At 49.7% G+C, this 23,855-nt stretch carries 22 protein-coding genes and 1 pseudogene; 13 read left to right on the forward strand and 10 right to left on the reverse strand.

Features of this window, described 5'->3' with window-relative positions:
* The coding region (locus UR504_RS00005) for a DUF4145 domain-containing protein (protein ID WP_320739126.1) at positions 1 to 751 on the forward strand (751 nt) is incomplete at its 5' end.
* 307 nt (positions 752 to 1,058) lie between these two features.
* Here UR504_RS00005 and UR504_RS00010 read toward each other — a convergent pair.
* From UR504_RS00010 to UR504_RS00020, 4 genes and pseudogenes are all read right to left on the reverse strand, one after another.
* Positions 1,059 to 2,642, reverse strand: coding sequence for a hypothetical protein (locus UR504_RS00010; protein ID WP_320739127.1), 1,584 nt, complete (start codon positions 2,640 to 2,642; stop codon positions 1,059 to 1,061).
* 332 nt (positions 2,643 to 2,974) lie between these two features.
* Positions 2,975 to 3,646, reverse strand: a complete 672-nt coding sequence (locus tag UR504_RS00015) for an SOS response-associated peptidase (protein WP_320739128.1) — start codon at positions 3,644 to 3,646, stop codon at positions 2,975 to 2,977.
* Positions 3,647 to 3,958: 312 nt separating this feature from the next.
* Positions 3,959 to 4,109: pseudogene (locus UR504_RS21540) on the reverse strand (site-specific integrase); the annotation flags it as partial.
* Positions 4,110 to 4,196: 87 nt separating this feature from the next.
* Complete coding sequence (locus UR504_RS00020; RefSeq protein WP_302235425.1) at positions 4,197 to 4,607, reverse strand: ASCH domain-containing protein; 411 nt, start codon at positions 4,605 to 4,607, stop codon at positions 4,197 to 4,199.
* Positions 4,608 to 5,286: 679 nt separating this feature from the next.
* Here UR504_RS00020 and UR504_RS00025 point away from each other — a divergent pair.
* From UR504_RS00025 to UR504_RS00055, 7 genes are all read left to right on the forward strand, one after another.
* Positions 5,287 to 6,810 (forward strand): cyclic diguanylate phosphodiesterase, encoded by a 1,524-nt coding sequence (locus UR504_RS00025; RefSeq protein WP_302235426.1) that lies wholly within the window; start codon positions 5,287 to 5,289, stop codon positions 6,808 to 6,810.
* Positions 6,811 to 7,286: 476 nt separating this feature from the next.
* Positions 7,287 to 7,634: a DUF1294 domain-containing protein gene (locus UR504_RS00030; protein WP_302235427.1), complete on the forward strand. Its 348-nt coding sequence runs from the start codon at positions 7,287 to 7,289 to the stop codon at positions 7,632 to 7,634.
* A gap of 100 nt (positions 7,635 to 7,734) precedes the next feature.
* Positions 7,735 to 8,184, forward strand: a complete 450-nt coding sequence (locus UR504_RS00035) for a hypothetical protein (protein ID WP_271368020.1) — start codon at positions 7,735 to 7,737, stop codon at positions 8,182 to 8,184.
* A 258-nt stretch (positions 8,185 to 8,442) separates the two neighbouring features.
* Positions 8,443 to 9,474, forward strand: coding sequence for a methyltransferase (locus UR504_RS00040; RefSeq protein WP_302235428.1), 1,032 nt, complete (start codon positions 8,443 to 8,445; stop codon positions 9,472 to 9,474).
* Positions 9,475 to 9,564: 90 nt separating this feature from the next.
* Complete coding sequence (locus UR504_RS00045; RefSeq protein ID WP_023312007.1) at positions 9,565 to 9,762, forward strand: hypothetical protein; 198 nt, start codon at positions 9,565 to 9,567, stop codon at positions 9,760 to 9,762.
* 3 nt (positions 9,763 to 9,765) lie between these two features.
* Positions 9,766 to 10,188: a GFA family protein gene (locus UR504_RS00050; RefSeq protein ID WP_133294537.1), complete on the forward strand. Its 423-nt coding sequence runs from the start codon at positions 9,766 to 9,768 to the stop codon at positions 10,186 to 10,188.
* A 68-nt stretch (positions 10,189 to 10,256) separates the two neighbouring features.
* Positions 10,257 to 10,334, forward strand: a complete 78-nt coding sequence (locus UR504_RS00055; RefSeq protein ID WP_223239581.1) for a hypothetical protein — start codon at positions 10,257 to 10,259, stop codon at positions 10,332 to 10,334.
* A 335-nt stretch (positions 10,335 to 10,669) separates the two neighbouring features.
* On the opposite strand, the gene ompC is transcribed toward UR504_RS00055, so the two are convergent.
* Together ompC and nifJ are read right to left on the reverse strand one after the other, a co-directional pair.
* Positions 10,670 to 11,779 carry a porin OmpC gene (ompC, locus tag UR504_RS00060; RefSeq protein WP_274239517.1) on the reverse strand — a complete coding sequence of 370 codons (1,110 nt, stop codon included), beginning with the start codon at positions 11,777 to 11,779 and terminating at the stop codon, positions 10,670 to 10,672.
* A gap of 388 nt (positions 11,780 to 12,167) precedes the next feature.
* Entirely contained in the window at positions 12,168 to 15,692 is a 3,525-nt protein-coding gene (nifJ, locus tag UR504_RS00065; protein ID WP_302235429.1) for a pyruvate:ferredoxin (flavodoxin) oxidoreductase, read from the reverse strand.
* 271 nt (positions 15,693 to 15,963) lie between these two features.
* Here nifJ and UR504_RS00070 point away from each other — a divergent pair, with 271 nt between their 5' ends.
* The gene (locus UR504_RS00070; protein ID WP_115876072.1) at positions 15,964 to 16,230 is read left to right on the forward strand and encodes a DUF333 domain-containing protein; all 267 of its coding nucleotides are present in this window, start codon (positions 15,964 to 15,966) and stop codon (positions 16,228 to 16,230) included.
* Here the strand turns inward: UR504_RS00070 and hslJ are convergent, their stop codons facing one another.
* The 4 genes from hslJ to UR504_RS00090 form a co-directional block, all read right to left on the reverse strand.
* On the reverse strand, positions 16,231 to 16,668 hold the full coding sequence (gene hslJ, locus UR504_RS00075) for a heat shock protein HslJ (protein ID WP_115875300.1): 438 nt from the start codon (positions 16,666 to 16,668) through the stop codon (positions 16,231 to 16,233).
* A 124-nt stretch (positions 16,669 to 16,792) separates the two neighbouring features.
* Positions 16,793 to 16,921: a DUF2474 domain-containing protein gene (locus UR504_RS00080; RefSeq protein WP_008501283.1), complete on the reverse strand. Its 129-nt coding sequence runs from the start codon at positions 16,919 to 16,921 to the stop codon at positions 16,793 to 16,795.
* Positions 16,921 to 17,931: a cytochrome d ubiquinol oxidase subunit II gene (gene cydB / locus UR504_RS00085; protein ID WP_115875298.1), complete on the reverse strand. Its 1,011-nt coding sequence runs from the start codon at positions 17,929 to 17,931 to the stop codon at positions 16,921 to 16,923. The genes UR504_RS00080 and cydB overlap by 1 nt, the downstream gene beginning before the upstream one ends.
* Complete coding sequence (locus tag UR504_RS00090) at positions 17,931 to 19,331, reverse strand: cytochrome ubiquinol oxidase subunit I (protein ID WP_115875297.1); 1,401 nt, start codon at positions 19,329 to 19,331, stop codon at positions 17,931 to 17,933. Before UR504_RS00090 ends, cydB begins: the two co-directional genes overlap by 1 nt.
* A gap of 392 nt (positions 19,332 to 19,723) precedes the next feature.
* Between UR504_RS00090 and UR504_RS00095 the strand changes: the two genes are divergently transcribed.
* The 4 genes from UR504_RS00095 to UR504_RS00110 all read left to right on the forward strand — a co-directional run bounded on the left by UR504_RS00095 (position 19,724) and on the right by UR504_RS00110 (position 23,852).
* Positions 19,724 to 19,912, forward strand: coding sequence for a hypothetical protein (locus tag UR504_RS00095; RefSeq protein ID WP_028013309.1), 189 nt, complete (start codon positions 19,724 to 19,726; stop codon positions 19,910 to 19,912).
* Positions 19,913 to 19,994: 82 nt separating this feature from the next.
* Entirely contained in the window at positions 19,995 to 21,404 is a 1,410-nt protein-coding gene (locus tag UR504_RS00100; protein ID WP_127731091.1) for a PLP-dependent aminotransferase family protein, read from the forward strand.
* A 271-nt stretch (positions 21,405 to 21,675) separates the two neighbouring features.
* The gene (gene ydcS, locus UR504_RS00105; RefSeq protein ID WP_115875287.1) at positions 21,676 to 22,821 is read left to right on the forward strand and encodes a putative ABC transporter substrate-binding protein YdcS; all 1,146 of its coding nucleotides are present in this window, start codon (positions 21,676 to 21,678) and stop codon (positions 22,819 to 22,821) included.
* A 17-nt stretch (positions 22,822 to 22,838) separates the two neighbouring features.
* Positions 22,839 to 23,852, forward strand: a complete 1,014-nt coding sequence (locus UR504_RS00110) for an ABC transporter ATP-binding protein (RefSeq protein ID WP_271368006.1) — start codon at positions 22,839 to 22,841, stop codon at positions 23,850 to 23,852.
* The last annotated feature ends 3 nt before the right edge of the window (positions 23,853 to 23,855 follow it).

The raw sequence follows: 23,855 nt of genomic DNA on the forward strand, positions 1-23,855 counted from the left end.
GTATATATGTCATATCAATATTAATTTAATTGGCAGAATAATTATAATGGAAAAAATCAAAGCTCCTTGTCCATACTGTAAAGGTGAAAAAAATTGTCACACAATAGGCTATAAAAAAAGAGAATGGAGTGAGGGTGATGGGGACAACTATTTTTGGGCTGAAAGTGAATACAAATTATTAGAGTGCATGGGATGCGACGGAATATTTACATATATTAAATCCCGTCATAGTGAAGATTACGACTATGAAAGAGATGAGTCAGGCTATGATTGTATAGTATATAACTATCATATATCAACATATCCTACGCAAGAGCAAGAAGAGATTAGACCCACTTGGTTTGGCGAGATATTAAGCAAAGATTATCAGCTTTATGTGATAATGAACGAAATGTATATTGCATTTCAAAATAAATCACTCATTTTAGCGGCAATTGGGCTCAGAACTATTTTTGATAGAACAGTCGAAGTTTTAAACATTCACCCGGGACATACATTAGGCCAGAAGGTTGACATTCTTAAAGAGGAAGGTTTTATTGGGGAAACAGAAAGGAGCCAACTTAAAATTGTAACCGAAGCTGGCAACTCAGCAGCACACAGGGCGTGGTCACCGAACGAAGCTGAATTTAAATCACTTTTGGTAATTATAGAAAATTTTGTAATGCGAACAATACTAAAAGATGAGGGTGTATTTAAGATTGCAGAAAAATTACCTGAGAAACACCCAAAACCTCCCAAAAAGCAAGAATAATGTAGGCAAGTCTAAATAGAGCCAAGATATTATACCTTGGCTCTGGTTACATCTATTTTTAATGCCTTAACTGATTCTTTAAACAAGAAACTACCTCCTGTCAGCTTTCGCTCACAGCAGACCTTGTGGCACTCCAGGCGGTCCGCTTTGTTCCAGGAGCGGAAGTAGCTAACAATAGTCTATGTGGAGCAACGGGGAGCAGATCACAATCCTAAACTGGCGATGAGTCGTTTTAGGATCGAGTTAGGTGATCGCCTGAGCGATCACTTATGATACGATTGCAGCAACACTGAATTATGGGTACACATTAAGATATTTTATAGTTCTTTTTAGCCAATCTATCGTTGTTATATTTATTCTCTAGCTTCACAATAATTATGTCAATATACTCAACCCTTGTTTTCAATAAATAATAACTTTCTTCTAATTTAATCCTGATTACATTTCTCCTGCTTGTATCATAAGCAGAAAACTTAACTTTAACTCTTCTCTCATGCTCTTCGATAGCATTAGTCACAGTATTAATTAAATTTGTCATGTTTGGGTCATAACAAAAAAGAACCAATTGGAGGATTATGTTATTTTCTATTCTCCTATAATGATTTTGTGAATATCGTTCATATAACTGATCCAATCCCTTGCGAATAACCTCGGTTCTATTTTCATCTCCTTGCTTTAAAAGCTTGACTTCTATAATGCCGATGGTTTCCTTATTGTGCTTTATTTGTATATCTGTCCTTCCATTGCCGTTTAACTCTTCTTGAGTAAAATCAATGTAAGGTTTTTTGTTACTAATTGATAATAATTCCTTGTATATCCCTGCGATGTTCGTCTCGTGAAATAGCGTGTTTGAATGTTCTATTTTATAAAGATATTTATTCTGTGGAATGACATAAACACACTTGTTAAGGTCGTTCACTAATGAATTTATTCCATTTATGGTATCAATCCTATAGTTACAGTTATCAACAAATCTCTGGATGGTCTCAATAGCACTACTATGTTCGTGAAATGCATCTGAAAATAAATCATTCATAAGTTTTTCGCAAATTGAGCGAAGATGGCTCAGATGATAATCTATATACTCAGATTTAATCCCATAATCAAAGTATATGCCAATGTTATATTTTTTGAGTTCAATCTTTTTGATTAGGAGTTTAACTCTGGATACCACTTTGCTTCTTAATTCATCTTCTATAATAAAGCTCGCATTATTATTATTTTTTACGCTCGACTCAAGCCTGTACATGTTTCTGCAAAAAAGGTCAAACAGAGCGGTGCAACTGTAATGAGATACATGCCCGCTACCACTCATCCAAATAACTTTTGAAATAGGTCCTAAAGTGTAAAGCTTCAGAATTTCCTCATCAGAAAAATCTTCACTTAAAATGCACAGAACTAAATTTTTCTTGAAAAGATCGGAAAGTTCTTCATATTTATTTTTCAGCGTACTGTCAAGAAAGCATAAGGCGTAGCCGGGAAAATCCACAAACCACCCGCATGCAAATCTGGTGAATAAATTTGGTAGGGGGGTGTTATTTACTAGGCTATCATGGTAACACTCAACCAAATAGTTTTGATCATATAATTTGACAAAATAATTCCTGGATTTATTTTTTATACTTATTTGTTCTTCACTCAAGAATTTAGCGGCAAGAATTATGTAATCATTTACAGCATCAGGCAAAGAAGAGCTTTGGCTATATTGCTTCAAATCCAAACTCAATATAAAACGTTCGCGTCTAGAAGTATAGCGACCATTTGGAGGGTTTTTGTGTAGCGATTCAGCAATGTTTAGTGCGTATAAAATCGGCGTATAGTTGTACCCATTACATAAAAGCTTAGAACCATCATATGTTTCTTCTATATCTTTTTTTCTGTCAAATATCATTTTTCGCTCTGTTATATCAATAATTTAAAATTAGGGTTTTATCCTACATAGGTACGCAAAATAGTAGATCATTTGAAGGTAACTCAGCCCGGGTAGTATGATCTGCTCCATCGGCAAATATTACAATTCATCAACCAGACTGGGCGATGACGATCATAGCACCAATTTCCAGTGACGGATAACGCGCTATGCATAAAACAGATCCTCTAACTGAAAGCACTAGTAAACCACCAAAATATTTCCGCTTGCAACTACCTCTCGTCATCATAAGGCGTGTTGAGGTGAACTTCCGCTTTTCGCTCATTTCAGACGCGTCTGGTCTCTTTTACTGTTCATTGTACCGCCTCGATTAGCTCCGGCCCCTGGTTCTTCACATTACCCACGGCGCGCGTCACGGCGTGCCAGATAAATTTGTCAGCTGGCACAGCACCGTCTGCGGCTATCTCCTCAGCTTCTTTCCCGGCTATATCCTGGCGCATCCACGCTCTAGCAGCTTCAGGCGATAGAACCAGTGGCCTACGGTCATGAATGTCGACCAGTCCTTTGTCAGCTGCAGACGTCACTATCAGGAAACCTTCTGCTTCATCGCCGCGTTCGAATGGCGTACTGCCGATCGCGGCCATAAATATCGGCTGACCGTCTGCCCGGTGAATAAAATATGGCTGCTTTTTGTCGCCTTCCTTCTTCCACTCGAACCATCCATCAGCAAAGCAGATTGCCCGGCCATGCTGCCAGAGAGGTTTGAACATCCTGCTGGTGGCCGCTGTCTCGACACGCGCGTTTATCAATGGTGTTTTATCCCACCATCCGGGCGCGTAAGACCACAGGACCGGATCGAGATGCAGCTGCTCGTCACGTTCGCTCAGCAACAGAACTTTGGTACCTGGCGCCACGTTGTAACGTCCAATAGGCTCAGGGTCGTATGCGATGTCGCGATCGGCTTCATCGGCCAGGTAAGCCAGATATTCTTCACGTGTTTGAGCTTGTGCAAAGCGTCCACACATAGAAACCTCGAACCAGATGTCAGACTTAAAGTATAGGGCAGGGAGAATAAGGGTGGCGCACTGGCTAAAGTTAGGGGCAAATTTAGGGGCAAAAATGCGAAATAGGGGCAAAAAAGGGCACTAAAGTTGTAGTTCTGGGTAGCTTTAGGGAGAAACTATAATACTATAACTAATTGATTTAAAATAAAAAACAAATGATATCAATGAGTTGGAAAAATCAGCGTAGCTTATTGAGGTTGTATTGCTCTTTTTTGTTAATCTCTTGATTTTCTTGCATTGAGTACTACCTTCGGAGCCAGCAGGGGCAAACATTGTATGCCGCGTATGGTACGGATTCCGGCGACGAATACCAGCACGTTTTACAGCTCATTAAATCCGGAGCCGATACGCGAAAAGCGTAGCAGACTTTCTGTGTGCCCCTGTGCATCCTGGGCATAAAAACAAATCGCAGGTTTTGATGCTCCCATGAGGACCAGCGCGAGGAGAACTTACGTTGTCTTTTACCGGAACGAATTCAGCGAAGGTACCATCCTGGCCACTTAATCTCCGCTTACAGCACATCAACCAATTCAAATTCTTCTGCGATCAGTTCCATATCTTTAGAAAAATGACCTTCGCAGACGAAAAATCGCTGATGCTCTTTCTGCCAGTATTCAAGGCTTAAATCACCTTCACCCTCTTTGCGAGCGAATTCTTCAGTAACATCGCAAAAACGCACCAGCCGCTGTGAAACCAGCCTGATCACACAGACCGGGACGTTTTGTCCATCAAGGATTATGTTGTAGCTACCCACCCGCGGTGCAGACACATCCTGCGAGTACGAGGCAAAAGATCCGCAGGTGGCCGTTTTGATTCCTTTTTTAATCAGGTCCGCAAGCTTGCTCGCCAGTTCCGGGCTGTCACCCATTTGCCAGGCCGCTGCGCCTGGGTACTTCGTTTTTAATACCTCAACCTTAACCATTCAAATTCCTTCTAAACACTTGACCAAAAGAAACGAAGTAGCGTTTTTAGCATAAACCCCCTCGATATTAGAAGCGTAGTCGGCTTTCCTTCCACCTTTTTGCTCTGGTGGGTACGAAAACAAAGCGTTGCGCGTATTGCCCGAGTAAATATAACCTTATGGGGTTATCTGTGTGGTGAATCTGCTGTCTTCAGCCAGGCGCGTGGCTTTGTATATCATTAACGTGTCACCAGGATGCAATCAGCACCATGCTTTTCTTATAACTTTATCCCATTGGAAGGGGGCACGTGTTCAAATTTAATTCATTACTACTGGCGGTTTTGCTGTTATCAGGCTGTAGTTCCGATCTTGTTCTCAATCCACCTACACAACCCGAATACAAGTCAATGCCAGAAATTACGCAGTCTGTGACGCCAACGCAACAGCGTGCCATCATGGCTGGCGAGCGACCTGACTGGTCAGAAAGAACCCCTATCAATACAATAAAGCGGTACTAATAAACACTTATCCATCAGGGCTGCCGTTCGGTGGCCCTTTGTTCCCACTCCATCTGGCTTGCGAGAAAATTTCTGACGCCTGATATGGTATTTATTTCTTTATCAACCATGCTTAAGACGAAGATAATTCAATCACTTCAGGATCGCTGAAGCGGCAACTTTACTCAAATCGAGAACCCTAAATGCGCCATGCATCTATTCCCTTAGCTGCAGCCACGACAATGTTTTTGCTCGGCGTTTTTATCATCAATTTACAGGTTTGGTATTCTGCACGTGCTGACAGCCTGGCAGAGGCGCGCTACGTCGTACGGAACATGAACGTTATTCTTAAAGAAGCCCGTCATGCGACTCAGATGGCAATGCAACTTGCCGAGAATGAGTGTGATGCAGAAGGGCAATATCGGCTGGGTACCGAGGCAGCATTACAGCCTCACCTGAGAACGATCATTATTCTGAAAAATAACGCGGTCTGGTGCTCCTCATTACCGGGAAACCGCGTATTGTTGGTCAATAGCTCAGTGCTGCCTGAGTCATCATTGCTCCTGGTTCCTTCGGGGAGTACCGTCAACGGTCTTCCGGTTCTCTTATACCAGACAACCCACGCCGGAAGCCGAATCATCGTTAGTATCAGTGATAGCCATATCCGGGATGCGCTGGATATGCCATTAAACGGCGTTGAATATTCTCTAAGAGTAGGCAATACCCTTTTAGGCCTGACAGGCGATGTGACTACGGTAGACCATACGAAGAAAGAGGTATTAACGGTCAAGGCCTCAGCTTTTCCTTTCTCGGTACAATTTAATTCTCCACCTCTTTTTAGTCTTAAGAGATTACTCAATCGAGCCGGAGGCGTAGTGTTATTCCTGCTGATAATATCGTCTCTTTCTGCTTATATTCTTCAGCGATATCTTTCTAAGGATGTTTCACCGGAAGAGTCACTGCGTACCGCCATATACAGAAATGAAATTATTCCGTATTACCAGCCCGTTGTCAGCGGCAAAGAGGGGGCGCTACGAGGTGTGGAAGTGCTGGCCAGATGGAAGCATCCACAGTCAGGGTTTATTTCTCCGGCTTCATTTATTCCTCTCGCGGAGAAATCAGGCTTAATCATTCCCTTAACTCAGAGCTTAATGCGTCAGGTTGCATCGCATATGAATTCGATCTCTACGTTGCTGCCAGAAGGGTTCCACGTCGGTATTAACTTCAGCGCGTCCCATATCGTTGCGTTCACCTTCGTTGAAGAGTGTCTCCATTACAAGCAAAGCTTTACTCGACAGGATCTTAACCTGGTCATTGAGGTGACCGAGCGTGAACCTCTCGATATCGATGACCATCTCGTTAAGACCCTCAATGCGCTACATGAGATTGGATTTGCCATTGCTCTTGATGATTTTGGTACGGGGTATTCTGGTCTGTCCTACCTGCAGGATCTGCATATCGATTACATTAAAATCGACCAAAGCTTTGTTGCCAGGGTTAATGCCAGTGAGGACTCAACCGTTATACTGGATTCGGTACTGGAACTGGCAAAAAAATTATCAATCAGTATTGTGGCGGAAGGTGTTGAAACACAAGAGCAACTTGATTATCTCACCCATAACCACATCAAGTTCTTACAAGGTTTCTTCTTCTACAAACCCACGCCGTTTAAGGAACTGGTAAAAGTCCTTCTGTCGAAACCAAAAGTGAAGATAATGGTGGAATGAGGTTTATCACATCGGAAAAATGGGGGGACATCACCCCCCCTAAAGGAATGCAGATATTATTTTTTAACTACGGTGATATTTTGTTATTCATTGACCATCTGGTCAAATTAATTGTGTTCAACTGTAATGCTAAACGCTGGGCATGACACGACGCGGCTAAAAATTATCTGCTTGTTTTATAAATTGATCTCCATCAATATTTCTTACCCGTCTGTTTACACAGCCACTGCATTCGTTTTTATTTTGTTAAAGGGATGCACGCACAATGTGTTTTTGCAGTGAGCCGTTTCAGAATATTTTTTTAAGAAAAATATGTAAACTGCACGATTATAATGAAAGGATGCTTGACTGATTAATGCCGTTTAAATGTTAATCAGTAAAGCGCCAGGCATTCACCCTGTTTTAAAGAAGTAAACTTTACCTGTTTTGGGTATCATATGCCGTCGAAAACCGTTTAACAGCCTGTGACCAGAACAATGACTCTCAATCGCTTTTGCTATGTACTACTGATTTTCGCTGCTATTGCTAGCCTGTTGACTCCGAATCCGTTGGTAATCTGGTTTCTGCTGATCAATCTGCTGACAATAGTCATGTATGGCGCCGATAAAATGGCGGCGCGGAAGGGGATGCGCAGGGTGCCGGAAGCTACTTTGCTGGTATTTGGCGTAACAGGTGGCTGGCCTGGCGCCATTGTGGGGCAACAGCTCTTTCACCATAAAACCCAAAAGCAGCCTTTCAAAACGTACTTTTTCATCAGCGTCGTGGTCAGCATCGCCATGATGGCGGTGGTTTACCATTTATCTTCTTATTCTTCTTTGTATTAATCCCTCTGTTACTGCCAATAGTAGTAGGGCTTTTCTTAAGGGGTTGCTGTTTTTTGCACAATCTGAATAATACGTGCAACAACACGGACGACAACATCCCATGAAAATAGAATCTCTTATACTGGCAGTGCTGGTGGTCTTTTCTGCGCCTTCCTGGTCTGCTTTTCAGGAGCGGGAATATAATACCTGGTATATGAAAAATGCCGTCCTTTATGATATGACTCAGACCTCGGAAGGTTTCCCGGTCATGGTGAGTGTTTCTCAGCCAGGGAGGAAATCCGCTAACTTGCTGGTGTCATTTATTACTGAAGGCCGTTGTAGTGAAAACAACCAGTCGCTAAATGTTAATGGTAAGGAGCTGCCCGCAAAATATTATTGTGTTGAGGTAGGGCAAAATAGAATTGAACATTTTTCTGTGGTTGATGCGGACAGCGTCAATGGAATGGTGACGCATTTAAAATCAGATTTCACTATTCTGTTGCAAAACAATATCAAGGTTTGGGCTGCAAATATCAAAACGCCAAAGTATGGGCTGACGCCGAGATTCTAAATAGAGAATGGCTGCGTTGTCACAGGATTTTTTGGATGTAAGACAATCATTTATAAAGTAATAGTTTCTGCGCATTACTAATCAAAATGAAGAGTAAGTGGCCCTGTTTTTTTACGTGTTTAAATGTACTGTATGCAAACCAATACGAAGCAGCATAAGTAAACCTTGCTGAAATTATGGATAAAGCTCACTGCCAGACTTACGCTTGTTAGCAACTTTTTAGTTGTTCAACACATCTTTATTGGTAAGGAGCAGAAAATGTCACAACGTAATAGTCTGGATTTACTAAGCCGTAAAGAAGGAATGTGTTTGTTAGAGCAAAGCATGGGTTTTGTCTGGCAGGCAGCACTTCGGGCTGTCGCGGTATTAGGGGTCGCAGATCGTCTGGTTGATGGAAAAAAATCCGTGAATCAACTGGCGAAGGAGTTGAATGTCGACGTTGACTATCTTCATCGAATCATGCGCTTATTGTCCTCTCGTGGGGTTTTCAACGAATTATCTGACGCCGAATACAGCCTTAGCCAATCAGCACAATTCCTCTGTTCTGAGCATGAATTTTCCTTGCGTGCAGCAGTGCTCATGCTTACAGACCAGACATTCTGGCAGCCAGCGGCAAAAATGGATGAGATATTGCAAGGCAAACCTGTCTTTAATGAATTGTTTGGCAAGCCTTTTTACGAGTACTGGCAGCATGACGATAGTGGGGCTGACAGCAACATTTTTCATGCCGGTATGGCCTCTATGTCATCCGTAGAGAATGAAGTCATCGCAGACAGCTATTCGTTCCCTCAAAACGCTGTCGTTGCCGATATCGCCGGTGGGCTGGGTAATTTATTGCTGGCCGTTTTACGGCGAAACCCGACCCTGACGGGGATCCTTTTTGATCAAACAGACGTGCTTGAGCGGAATCGACTGTATCTGTTGAATGATCATCGCCGATGGGAGACCGTAGAGGGCAGTTTTTTTGAAGCCTGTCCTGTAGCAGACATTTATCTACTTAAATACATTTTAATGGACTGGCCTGATGAAAAGGCCATTCAGATACTTCAATGCTGCAGAAATGCTATGAAAGAAAACTCCAGGCTATTAATTTTTGAGCCACTTATTAAAAAAGAAAATAATGAACAGGGACGATTTGAAATTGATCTTCTTTTGTTAACAAGCTTTGATGGAGGACGGGCAAGAACAGAGTCCGAGTATCAGACCTTGTTTGAAAAGACTCGTCTGAAGCTAAACAAAATAATAGACACCCGTTCGTATCTGTCGATTTTAGAAGTCGTACCTGTTTGAACTGTTTAAATATTATTCACAGATCATGTGTCTGGCATTCCGTTTTACCATATTCCTGCTACCCTTGTTTGTTGTACCAGGAGCATGAATATGAAAAACAAAGATGAACAAACCGGATTAGTGGGGCTGGCGATTGGGGCCGCCGTTATTGGGCTGGTTTCAGCGCAAAAACCGATCCATCGCAACAGTATAGTGGATGAACTGGTCAGACTCGGCAGGCAAAAAGGCGATGGTGTAGAAGACGAGGTTTTCGTTAAAGCGGCCGAGCTCGTGAGAAAAGGGGTATAGCCCATGGCTGAAAGACGAAATGCGAAGTGCCACTGCGGCGCGGTGGCATTCACCGTTGAACTTACTGATGGCCTCAACACCGCGCGGCGCTGCAGCTGTTCCTTTTGTCGAATGCGAGGCGCTGTCGTCGTTTCTGCGCCGCTGTCTGGGATTACGGTGACCAAAGGTGAGGATAAGCTCACCGAGTACCGCTTTAACACGGGAACGGCACGGCATTTCTTCTGCTCGGTGTGCGGGATTTACACGTTCCATCAGCGGCGTTCTAACCCAAACGAATATGGTGTGAATGTCGCCTGTTTTGAAGACGTTTCACCATTTGATTTTCCAGAGGTGAAGGTGATGGACGGGGTTAACCATCCCATGGATGGAGAAAGTGGCGTATTTGGCTATCTCACTTTTCGCGAGAAAGGTGAACAGCAGGCATGATTGCCGCCTGGCCACTCTTTAATCAGCCTGGCTATAGTGGAGAATGGTTATCTGATACAGGAGAAACTATGCTTTGTGTTGAAAAAGACGATCCGCGTGAGGCCCCTGAATCAGGCGATAAAAAGCCTCAACCTGTGAAAAAATAACGCGACCTATGCGTATATCCGCCACCGGCACTGCTGGTGGCTTTTTGTTTCCAGGGAAACGGTCAACTGCCATCCAGATGGTTTAACAGCGCGCCGAGATGCCCGACAATATCACCAAAATCAAAAATTAACGCCATCCACACCAATGCTAAAAGGGTAAGAACGGCAAGAGATACACGACCGAACAACGCTGTTATCCTTAATGACAAAAGGGCTATCTCCGTAGTCTAACCAGCTTTCTTTCAACTTTCCCTCAACCAATCCCTTTCTGAAACTATCTTTTGTGACGAACTTCAAATACAAGCGAGCCCGCACCATGGTGCGGGCTCTGACAATCAGAACTGGTAAACCAGACCTAACGCTACGACGTCATCCGTGCCGATGCCGTTGTTTTTGTAGAAGCTGTCATCTTCATCCAACAGGTTAATTTTGTAATCAACGTAGGTTGACATGTTTTTATTGAAGTAATAGGTCGCGCCTACGTCAGCGTATTTAACCAGATCCCGATCGCCCTGACCGTTGCCCAGGTCCTTACCTTTCGACTGCAGGTAGGAAAGGGACGGACGCAGGCCAAAGTCGAACTGGTACTGGGCGGTCACTTCAAAGTTCTGGGTTTTATTCGCAACGGAATCGGTTTTATCACCATACGGGGTCATATTGCGGGTTTCAGAGTACATTGCCGCCAGATAGATGTTATTGGCGTCATATTTCAGACCCGCAGTCCACGCATCCGCTTTGTCACCGCCCGCTGTGGTATTCATGACCTGTTCGTTGGTGCGGTCTGAAGAGGTGTACGCCGCACCTGCAGTAATGCCCATGCCGAAGTCATAGGTGGTAGAGATACCGAAGCCGTCGCCGTTCTCGTGACGCGTGTCGCGACCGTTGTTGGTGCCTTCCTGGTTGTTGCTGGCGTCTTCATTCTTGCCCTGATACTGCAGCGCAAAGTTCAGGCCCTGCACCAGACCATAGAAGTCGGTGTTACGGTAGGTTGCCACACCGTTGGCGCGGCTGGTCATAAAGTTGTCGGCTTTAGAGTAGGAGTCGCCGCCGAACTCAGGCAGCATATCGGTCCAGCCTTCCACATCGTACAGCACGCCGTAGTTACGACCGTAATCGAAGGAGCCGTAGTCACCCACTTTGACGCCCGCGAAGGCCAGACGAGTCCAGGACTGATTATCAGACCCTTCGGTGTTATTCGCCTGAATGTTGTATTCCCACTGCGCGTAGCCGGTCATCATGTCGTTGATCTGGGTTTCGCCTTTGAAGCCCAGACGCATGTAGGTTTGATCCCCGTCAGCGCCTTTATCGTCGGAGAAATAGTGCAGACCATCTACTTTTCCGTACAGATCTAATTTGTTGCCGTCTTTATTATAAATCTCTGCTGCATGAGTTGCGCCAGCCATTAACAGAGCCGGAATCATCAGGGCCAGTACTTTTCTTTGCATTTTGATATTCCATGGTGGTTGTTTTTATTTAATTACCTGTTGAACTTTCAGAATGAGAACGTTGTCTCATGCTAAATCACTCCGCTGCGAGAGTAATAAAATATAATTGTTACGAACTAAGTAAAATCTAAACCGAATAAATCAACTGAAACGGTCATTGACTTGATGAATGATTTAAAGTTAAGCATATTAAATTGAAATTATTAATCGGGCGTTAATTAAGGTAACCTTGATGCGTTATATGCCTTTAAGATCATTCATCCATAATTAACATGAATACTATTAAGGAAACAAAATAGATATTCAATGATTATCTGGATTCGCCCGGTGTGAATACGCCGGGCTTTTTTTATAGCAAAAAAATGCCCGGACAAGCCGGGCAGAGGTACTAGTCGCTGGTCGGTTTTTCGGCTTTACCCGCCATTTGCGCCAGGAAGTCATAACGTTTTTGCAGATCGGCCGCGGCGTCTTTCCAGAGCTGTTCCGCCACTTCCGGCTGCTGCGCGTTAAGGCGGCGGAAGCGCTGTTCCTGCATTAACGTCTCGGCCAGGGCATCTGACGGTGGACGAGAGTCCAGCGCCAGCGGTAATTTACCCTCATCAGCACGACGCGGGTCGAACCGGTACAGCGGCCAGAAGCCCGTCGCGGTCAGCTGGCGCATCTGGTCGTGGCTGAGCGCCAGATCGTAGCCATGCTCTTCGCAAGGGCTGTATGCAACGATCAGCGATGGGCCAGGATACGCTTCCGCCTCCTGAATTGCTTTCACCGTCTGGTTAAGCTGGGCACCCAGCGAAATTTGCGCGACGTAAACGTGACCGTACATCATCATGCTTACACCGAGATCTTTGCGCGCCTTGCGTTTACCGTGTTCGCCGAATTTCGTCACTGCGCCAAGCGGCGTCGCTTTCGACGCCTGACCGCCGGTGTTGGAATAACACTGCGTATCCAGAACCAGGATATTGACGTTTTCGGTCAGGCTCAGCACGTGATCCAGCCCGCCAAAGCCGATGTCGTAAGCCCAGCCGTCACCGCCAATCAGCCAGATCGATTTTTCGACCAGCGCGTCCGCGTCGATCAGCAGCTGCTCAGCTCCCGCCACGCCCTGAAGCGCCTGACGCAGCTCGGCAACCTGCTCACGACGTTCTTCTGGCGTTGCATCCGCATGAAGCGCGTCATTGAGCCCGGCAGGGAGCTGCCCGGCAAACTGCTCCAGCAGGCGCATCACGCGTGCACGGTGCTGGTCAACGGTCAGGCGGAAGCCCAGACCAAATTCGGCGTTGTCTTCGAATAGCGAGTTTGCCCATGCCGGACCGCGACCGTTGGCATCGGTGGTGTACGGCGTGGAGGGCAGGTTACCGCCATAAATAGAAGAACAGCCGGTTGCGTTGGCAATCAACATCCGGTCACCGTAAAGCTGGGTAAGCAGCTTGATATAGGGTGTTTCACCGCAGCCCGAGCAGGCGCCGGAGTATTCAAACAGCGGCGTGATCAGCTGCGAAGTGCGAATATCAATGCGTTCCAGTTTGCTGCGGTCGATTTCCGGCAGGTTCAGGAAGAAGTCATAATTGACCTTCTCCTCTTCAACATGCTCCAGACGCGACATCATATTGATGGCTTTGATCTCCGGATTCTGCCTGTCTTTCGCCGGACAGACCTCGACGCACAGGTTACAGCCGGTGCAATCTTCCGGCGCGACCTGCAGAACGTATTTCTGCCCGCGCATATCGCGGGATTTCACATCCAGTGAATGCAGGCTCGCAGGCGCGGATTCCATCTCTTCCGGTGAAACCACTTTGGCACGAATGGCTGAGTGCGGGCAGGCCGCTACGCAGTGGTTGCACTGGGTACACAGCTCTTCTTTCCATATAGGGATCGCTTCGGCGATGTTACGTTTTTCCCAGCGCGTGGTACCCATCGGCCAGGTTCCATCCGGCGGCAGCGCAGAGACGGGCAGGGCATCACCCAGACCGGCCAGCATCGCCGCCGTCACGGTCTTAACGAAATCAGGCGCCGCATCGGACACCACCGGAGGGCGGTTCGGGCTTGCGGCATTGACCGGCTGCAGCGGTACCTCATACAGCGACTCGCGCGCCAGCGCCAGCGCCTGCCAGTTACGCTCGACTAATTCCTGTCCTTTGCTGCTGTAGCTTTTGGCAATCGCGCCCTGCAGTTCCGCCAGCGCGCTGTCGCCCGGCAGGATGTTCGTCAGATGGAAGAAGGCCATCTGCATAACGGTATTGATGCGCGCGGCCAGGCCACATTCGCGGGCAATTTTCGCCGCGTTCACCACAAAGAAACGGACTTTTTTCTGGTTCAGCACCGCCTGCACTTCCTGCGGCAGGCGCGACCAGACTTCATCCACGCTGTATGGCGTATTCAGGAGGAAAATACCGCCAGGCTTCAGGCGCTCGGCCATCTGGTATTTATCGATAAACTGCAGCTGGTGACAGCCAACAAAATCAGCCTGAGAAATAAGATACGCAGAGCGGATGGGCTGTTCGCTCACCCGCAGGTGGGAAACGGTCAAGCCGCCTGCCTTTTTGGAGTCGTAAACGAAGTACCCCTGGGCATACCACGGCGTAGAGTTACCGATGATTTTGATGTTGTTTTTGGTAGCGGAGACGCTGCCGTCGCTGCCCAGACCATAGAACAGCGCCTCAAGTTTGGCGGTCGAGGGCAGGGTGTTTTCCGGCAACGACAGGGACAGATTCGTCACATCATCATAAATGCCGACGGTAAAGCGCGGCTTGGGCTTCGCTTCGCTAAGTTCGTTGAATACCGCCAGCACGCAGTCCGGCCCAAATTCCTTGGACGATAACCCATAGCGACCTCCGATCACGCGCGGCAGCGTTTCACGTTCGCCCTGATTAAAGGCTTCTGCCAGGGCCGTCATCACATCCAGATACAGCGGTTCCGCCTGCGCGCCCGGCTCTTTAGTGCGATCGAGCACCGCCACAGCGCGCGCGCTTTCAGGCAGAGCCGAAAGCAGATGTTTGGCCGAGAACGGGCGATAGAGCCGCACCTTAAGCACGCCAACTTTTTCGCCGCGCGTCAGCAGTTCATCAACAACTTCCTCGCAGGTGCCAATGGCCGACCCCATCAGCACAATGACCCGTTCCGCCTGCGGATGGCCGTAGTACTCAAAGGGTTTATATTCCCGACCGGTCGCGGCGGCAAAGTCATTCATCGCCTGTTCAACATGGTCGTAAACCGCGTTGTACCACGGGTTCGTGGCCTCGCGGGACTGGAAATAGGTATCCGGGTTTGCCGATGTCCCGCGAATAACCGGGTGTTCCGGATTGAGGGCCCGGGCACGGTGCGCGTCAATGTCCGCCTGCGGGAGCAGATTCAGGATTGTCTCGTCAGCCAGCGGGACGATTTTGTTAATTTCGTGAGAGGTTCGGAAACCATCAAAGAAGTGAATAAACGGCACGCGGCTTTTAAGCGTGGCGATATGTGAAATTAAGGCAAAGTCCTGGGCTTCCTGAACGCTGCTTGCGCACAGCATCGCGCAGCCGGTCTGGCGTACCGCCATCACGTCAGAGTGATCGCCAAAGATAGAGAGCGCGTGAGTGGCAACGGTACGCGCCGCAACGTGCAGAACGAAGGGGGTCAGTTGACCGGCGAGTTTGTACAGAGTAGGGATCATTAACAGCAATCCCTGAGATGAGGTAAACGACGTGGAAAGCGCGCCGGTTTGCAGCGCGCCGTGCACCGTGGCAATCGCACCGGCTTCAGACTGCATTTCTACCACTCTCGGGACATCGCCCCAGACGTTTTTTAACCCGTTACCAGCCCAGGCATCCGCCTGCTCGGCCATGGTAGAACTTGGCGTAATCGGGTAGATGGCGATAACTTCACTGGTGCGAAACGCGACTGAGGCAACTGCACCATTACCGTCAATAGTTTGCATAGGACAACACCCTTACATTGCGCAAAAAATAGGGGTCTGTATTACGGCAACAAACCCTGAATATTATCTGTGTATTCTAGCAAACGGGTGATTTTACGATTTTCGCTTTTGTGTCCTTGGTATTCTCGCCATCAATGAGTAGATCAAACTTTTGGCGAAAAAATTGCGAAAAATTGTTTCCGGAGCGCATAAATACGCACTTTCGCTCTCGACGACACGGGCTGTGATGCCTATTATGCATAGGTTTCGCATCATTTATGGGGGAGAAAGCATGCGCTCAGCGTTTTTGGTAGGGTGTGCCGCATTATTGTTGTCGGCATGTAGCAGTGAACCCGTTCAGCAGGCAACGGCAGCCCACGTGGCGCCGGGAATGAAAGCGGCGATGTCCAGCGCTGGTCAGGCTAACTGCGCAATGATTGGCGGTTCGCTGTCTGTCGCTCGCCAGCTTGATGGTTCTGCTATTGGGATGTGCGCCTTGCCAAACGGCAAACGCTGTAGCGAACAGTCGCTTGCCGTTGGAAGCTGCGGTAACTACTGATTATTCTACACGCTTAAACATCAGCGTTTTATCGGCTGTCGCCAGCGTTAACTGGTCCTCAGTCAGGTCGACCTGCGCCCCTTTGCGCAGCATGTCGCCGATGGCCTGATCCAGCTCATTCAGCTGCGGTTCAGTACAGAGCTTGCGCGTCATGGCCAGCGTTTTAACCTTAAGCTCGCCTTCGGACAATTTCCCCTGTCCGTTGAAGCGGTTACACATCTGGCCGGAAACGCTGATGTTATTCACCAGGCTGATATCAGGCAGCGCGCTAAAACTGAGCTCAGGTGGCGTTGTCGCGGTCTTCACGGCCTTACCGTTCACGTTTTCCAGCACGAAGCGGTGATTCTGAAGTTGCTCCGGCTGAACGGAGGCTTTACCCGGATTAACGCAGCCGGTAAGAACAAGACTGATAACACTTAACGCGATGAGCTTTTTCATTTTTCTTCTCAAACTATAAACACTGTGAATCTTTTTCCAGTGTAACGATACGCTGCCATGCGTTAATGGGGTTTATCTGAAAGTGCGGGGGAACAGGGCAACGCAGCGGTTGCCCGGAATGATGTTAATGCGATTTAAACCCTGCAGCCGTCATTAGCATACGGAAGAGCATGCTGACAGCAGCCAGTGCCAGTACGCTGCCGCCCCAGATAATGGCCAGCCACAGTAATCTTTTCCAGACCGGTTGTTGCATCAGTGATAACCCTCCCCATGCTGAACTTTGCCGCGAAATACGTAGTAACTCCAGAAGGTGTAGACCAGAATAACGGGAATGATCAACAGCGCGCCGACCAGCATAAAGCCCTGGCTTTGCGTCGGTGCGGCGGCCTGCCAAAGGGTGATCGACGGTGGAATAATATGCGGCCAGATGCTGATCCCAAGCCCGCTAAAGCCGAGGAATACCAGCCCCAGTGTCAGAATAAACGGACGGCTATGGCTGGCGGGATTATTCAGGCAGCGCCACTGGTACAGGCTAAAAATCACCACCAGAGCAGGAACCGGCAGCAGATAAAACAGATTCGGCAGCGTAAACCAGCGCGCGGCGATGGCCGGTTGTGCCAGCGGCGTCCAGAGGCTAATGGCGGCAATAAACGCCAGCAGCACGATTAACAGCGTTTTCGATACCTCGCGCATCCGCTGCTGCAGCGCGTTTTCGCTTTTCATCACCAGCCAGGTCGAGCCTAACAGCGCATAGGCCACCACCAGCCCGGCGCCGCAAAACAGGTTAAACGCGGTAAACCAGTCAAAGGGGCCGCCGGTATAGGCCCGGCCGGTGACGGTAAAGCCGTTAATGACGGCGCCTACCGTCACGCCCTGGGTAAACGTCGCCAGAATGGAACCGCCTATAAACGCCTTATCCCAGAAAGGACGGTGCGCCGGGGTGGCCTTAAAACGAAATTCAAATGCCACCCCGCGGAAAATAAGTCCGATCAGCATTAACGTCAGTGGAATGGTGAGGGCATCCACGATCACCGCGTAGGCAAGTGGGAATGCGCCAAACAGCGCAGCGCCGCCAAGCACCAGCCAGGTTTCATTTCCGTCCCAGACCGGCGCGACGCTGTTGACCATTACGTCGCGATCGTCGGCGTTCTGCGTTGCCGGGAACAGAATGCCAATCCCCAGATCAAAACCGTCCATGACGATATACATCAGCGTGGCGAAAACGATGATCACAAACCAGATAATGGAAAGATCGATACCCATTATGGCTGCTCCTTATGTTCAGTTGTGACGGCAGAAAGCGGGCGCGCCGGACGTCCGTCGGACTCGGTGGCGAAAGATTCATGCGGCTGCGGGCCTTTTCGGATGAGGCGCACCATATAGCTGTAACCCACGCCGAATACCGAGGTATAGACGACGAAGAAGGCCAGCAGGCTCACGCTCATGTGCAAATCACCATGGGCAGAAACCGCATCCTTCGTTCGCTGGAGCCCATAGACCACCCAAGGCTGGCGGCCCACTTCGGTGGTGATCCACCCGGCCAGAATGGCAATCAGCCCCGATGGCCCCATCAACAGCGCAAACCACAGGAAGGGGCGCGACGAATAAACGCGCTTTTTATATCGCAGCCAGAGTGCCGTTACCCCAAGAAGCAGCATCAGCATGCCCAGACCCGCCATAATGCGGAACGACCAGAAGACGATGGTGGAATTCGGGCGGTCTTCCTTTGGAAACTCTTTCAGCGCCGGAACCTGTTTATCCAGGCTGTGCGTCAGGATGAGACTCCCCAGCGCCGGGATCTCCAGCCCAAAGCGGGTGCGCTCCTGCTCCATATCCGGCCAGCCAAACAGCAGCAGCGGGGTAGGCTCACCCGGCGGATTTTCCCAGTGTCCTTCAATCGCGGCTATCTTGGCGGGCTGGTGCTTTAAGGTGTTCAACCCGTGCATATCGCCAACCATGGCCTGGATGGGGGCGACAATCAGCGTCATCCACAGCGCCATCGAAAACATCGCCCGGATGGCGGGGGTATTATTCCCGCGCAGCAGATGCCATGCCGCGGATGCGCCCACAAACAGGGCGCTGCTCAGGAACGCGGCTATCGACATATGCAGCAGGCGGTAAGGGAAGGAGGGGTTAAACACCACCGCGAACCAGTCCACCGGCACCACCTGACCGTTGACGATCTCATAGCCCTGCGGGGTCTGCATCCAGCTGTTTGAAGAGAGGATCCAGAAGGTAGAGATAATGGTCCCCAGCGCCACCATGCAGGTGGAGAAGAAGTGCAGACCCGGTCCGACCTTGTTCCAGCCGAACAGCATTACGCCGAGGAACCCGGCTTCGAGGAAGAAGGCGGTAAGCACTTCATAGGTCAGAAGCGGGCCGGTAATACTGCCCGCAAACTGCGAAAAGCCGCTCCAGTTGGTGCCAAACTGGTAGGCCATCACCAGCCCGGACACCACGCCCATGCCAAAGTTGACGGCAAATATCTTCGACCAGAAATGGTACAGCGAGCGCCAGACCGGATTTTTTGTTTTCAGCCACAGCCCTTCGAGCACGGCAAGATAGCTTGCAAGACCGATGGTAATGGCCGGGAAAATAATGTGAAAGGATACGGTAAAGGCAAACTGTATCCGCGCAAGGTGAAACGCATCTAAACCAAACATGCACAGCCTCAATGTCAAACGGTGTGCTGTTATGGTATAGGGGCGAAGATCTGACTATCAGACTCAGAAAAGTGATTTTTAACCATAACAGTTGGCATAATACTCATGCTTTAGCCATCTGATATACTTCTCGAATGAGGAATAAAAACACTGTTTTTATGAATTTTACGCATAAAACAGCTTGCTTTGTCGCCAACGCCGTGCGTTAATGGTCTTCTGGTTTTGAGTCCAAATAAATATCTGACGTAGTTTTATAAAGCAGTTCTCATCACGTTGTGCCTCTCCGCAGCCTCTCTTGGGTCTTTATCTACATTCCGATTCGTTTTGTTTAAAACCATTATGCCCAATCGGCCCATTAGTAATTTACGTTTTTACGTTCACAGGAGAATCCTATGACTTCTTATATTCATTTCCGCTGCCCATGCTGTCATGGCTCGCAGTACCGTACCTCAGTCTTTGATGTGTCTGAGAAAAACCCACTCGGCGCGAAATGCATCTTTTGCAAATCGTCGATGATAACGCTCGATCACCTGGCCGCTGCGCGTCAGGCGCAAAGCCACGTTACCGAGTACCGCAAGTAATTCGTTTCCCGAACTATAACAGTTAGCTAAATCTTCTCTTTTTCTCCTGCTGATATACACTGTCAGCCACAAGGAGAATCTGATGAAAAAATACCAGCGTCTGGCGCAACAAATTATCTCGCAGATAGAGCTCGGCGTATGGCTGCCGGGCGATAAGCTGCCTTCTCTGCGAGAGCAGGTGGCGAGCAGCGGCATGAGTTTTATGACCGTTGGCCATGCGTATCAGATGCTGGAAAGTCAGGGGCGCATTGTCGCCAGACCGCAGTCGGGCTATTACGTTGCCTCGCGCCCGACCGCACATCAGCCTGCTCCACCTGCCCAGGTGATGCGTGACGAAGTCGTGGATATTAACACCTACATCTTCGACGTCTTACAGGCCAGCCGCGACCCGTCCGTTGTCCCTTTTGCCTCCGCCTTTCCCGACCCACGGCTTTTCCCGCTGCAGCAGCTCAACCGCTCGCTGGCGAACGTCAGCAAAACCGCAACGGCGATGAGCGTGATTGAGAACCTGCCGCCGGGTAACGTTGATCTCCGCCACGCCATTGCCCGCCGCTACGCGCAGCAGGGGATGAACATCTCCCCGGAAGAGATTGTGATCACCGCAGGCGCCCTTGAAGCGCTCAATCTCAGCCTGCAGGCGGTGACCGAGCCGGGCGACTGGGTGATTGTCGAAAACCCCTGTTTCTACGGCGCGCTGCAGGCGCTCGAACGCCTGAAGCTTAAAGCGTTGTCGATTGCGACGGACGTCCGCGAAGGGATTGACCTGAATGCCCTTGAACAGGCGCTGAAGGAGTATCCGGTTAAAGCCTGCTGGATAATGACCAACAGTCAGAACCCGCTTGGCTTCACGCTGAGCGCGGAGAAAAAAGCGCAGCTTGTCGCCCTGTTAACGCAGCACAACGTTCCTCTGATTGAAGACGACGTCTACAGCGAGCTCTATTTTGGGCGCGAAAAACCGCTTCCGGCGAAAGCATGGGATCGTCAGGATATGACGCTGCACTGCTCGTCCTTTTCAAAATGTCTGGTGGCCGGTTTTCGCATCGGCTGGGTTGCGGCAGGAAAACACGCGCGACGTATTCAGCAGCTGCAGCTGATGAGCACGCTCTCCACAAGCTCACCTGTGCAGCTGGCGCTGGTTGATTACCTGGCGACGAAACGCTACGACGCCCATCTGCGCCGCCTGCGGCGTACGCTCGCCGAGCGAAAGCAGCAGGCCTGGCAGTCCCTTTTGCGCCATATGCCTGCCGGCGTCAAAATCCATCATAACGACAGCGGTTACTTTTTATGGCTGGAGCTTCCGGCGCATCTGGACGCGGGGCTGCTGAGCGAAAAAGCCCTAACGCATCACATCAGCATTGCCCCCGGAAAGATGTTTTCCACTTCTGACGCATGGACGCCGTTCTTCCGTTTTAATACGTCGTGGGCCTGGGGAGAGCGAGAAGAGCAGGCGGTCATTCAGTTAGGCAAATTAATTAGCACGATGCTTGAATAATCCTTTTTTCGTTTTTTAAATATTCATTTCTTATCCTGATGACGGCACTGTGAATATTTCGCGGTGCCCTGTCATAGGAAATCTGCATACCGTCTCTCGCGGCTAACTCCTTGTCTATAATCCAGTTAACGGGGAATGCGTCCTCGGTCACACCTTGATGAAATTTCCTGAAGCCGAACGGTGCGGCGCATTTGCGCGGTCTACGTTTAATGAGGGAGATATTTTTACGGCACGGCTGCCGCTAAATTTCATTGCGACAGGAGTAACCCTTATGAGCAAAAAATTTGCCCGCAGCAGCCTGTGCGCGCTCGGCATGACTATCATGACAGCGCAAGCCGCAGAACCTCCAAAGGCCATCGGCGACGGGGAAGGTCGACTGGATATTATCGCCTGGCCGGGGTACATCGAACGCGGACAGACGGATAAAAACTACGACTGGGTCACCCAGTTTGAAAAAGAGACCGGGTGTGCGGTCAACGTCAAAACGGCGGCCACGTCGGATGAAATGGTCAGCCTGATGGCGAAAGGGGGATATGACCTGGTCACCGCCTCAGGTGACGCTTCCCTGCGCCTGATCATGGGCAAACGCGTCCAGCCGATTAACCCCGACCTCATTCCCAACTGGAAAACCCTCGACGGACGGATTGTGAAAGGGGAATGGTTTAACGTCGGCGGGAAAGTCTACGGCACGCCGTACCAGTGGGGGCCAAACCTGCTGATGTACAACACCAAAACCTTCCCGACGCCGCCTGACAGCTGGAGCGTGGTCTTTACCAAACAGGATCTGCCGGACGGTAAAACCAATCAGGGACGCGTGCAGGCGTATGACGGCCCGATTTACATCGCGGATGCCGCGCTGTTCGTCAAGGCCACGCAGCCGCAGCTGGGTATTAAAGACCCGTACCAGCTCACCGAAGCACAGTATGCCGCCGTGCTTAAGGTGCTTCGCGACCAGCATGCTCTGATTCACCGCTACTGGCACGACACCACCGTCCAGATGAGCGATTTCAAAAACGAGGGCGTCGTGGCCTCCAGCGCCTGGCCGTATCAGGCGAATGCCCTGAAGGCCGAGAACCAGCCTATTGCAACCGTCTTCCCGAAAGAGGGGGTGACCGGCTGGGCGGATACCACCATGCTGCACGCGCAGGCAAAACACCCGATGTGCGCCTACAAGTGGATGAACTGGTCGCTGACGCCGAAAGTGCAGGGCGATCTGGCAGCATGGTTTGGCTCCCTGCCCGTGGTGCCGGAAGGGTGTAAAGCCAGCACGCTGCTGGGCGATAAAGGCTGTGAAACAAACGGTTATAACGAGTTCGACAAAATCATGTTCTGGAAAACCCCCATCGCCGAAGGCGGCAAATTTGTGCCTTACAGCCGCTGGACGCAGGATTACATCGCCATCATGGGCGGTCGTTAATTGCCCGGGAGCAGAACATGACGTACGCGGTAGAGTTTAACAATGTTTCCCGTCTGTACGGCGACGTACGGGCGGTGGATGGGGTCACCATTGCGATTCGTGACGGAGAGTTTTTCTCCATGCTGGGGCCTTCGGGCTCCGGCAAAACCACCTGCCTGCGCCTGATTGCCGGTTTTGAACAGCTGTCAGGCGGGACGATCTCTATCTTCGGCATAGAGGCGAGCGAACTGCCTCCCTGGGAGCGGGATGTGAACACCGTCTTTCAGGATTACGCGCTGTTCCCGCATATGTCGATCCTCGACAACGTTGCCTACGGGCTGATGGTCAAAGGCATCGACAAGAAAAAACGCCATGCGCAGGCCCGTGATGCCCTCGAAAAAGTGGGCCTGAGCTTTGCCATTGCCCGCAAACCTTCGCAACTTTCCGGCGGCCAGCGGCAGCGTGTCGCCATCGCCCGGGCGCTGGTCAATGAGCCGCGCGTCCTGCTGCTGGATGAGCCCTTAGGTGCGCTCGATCTCAAACTGCGTGAACAGATGCAGTTCGAGCTGAAGAAGCTTCAGCAGGAACTCGGCATCACCTTCATTTTCGTCACCCACGATCAGGGTGAAGCCCTTTCAATGTCAGACCGGGTGGCGGTGTTTAATAACGGGCGGATCGAGCAGGTGGACACCCCGCGCGATCTCTACATGCGTCCGCGCACGCCGTTTGTCGCGAGTTTTGTGGGCACTTCCAACGTCTTTGATGCCGGACTAGCGCAGAAAATTTGCGGTATGGAAGGTAGCTATTCCCTGCGTCCGGAACATATTCGTCTTAACGAGGGCGGAGACGTTCAGGTTCAGGGCATCGTGCAGGCCGTTCAGTATCAGGGGGCGGCCACGCGGCTGGAGCTGAAGCTTGCCGATGGCGCCAAACTGCTGGTGAGCCAGGCCAATCTCAGTGAAACCTCGCCGCTGAGCGGCATTGCGCCGGGGCAGGCGGTGATGGCGTCATGGTCACGCGAGGCGATGATTCGCCTGCACGAGGAGAGGTGAAAT

The organism is Enterobacter sp. 241F3 (assembly GCF_034106785.1).
GTDB lineage: Bacteria > Pseudomonadota > Gammaproteobacteria > Enterobacterales > Enterobacteriaceae > Enterobacter > Enterobacter vonholyi.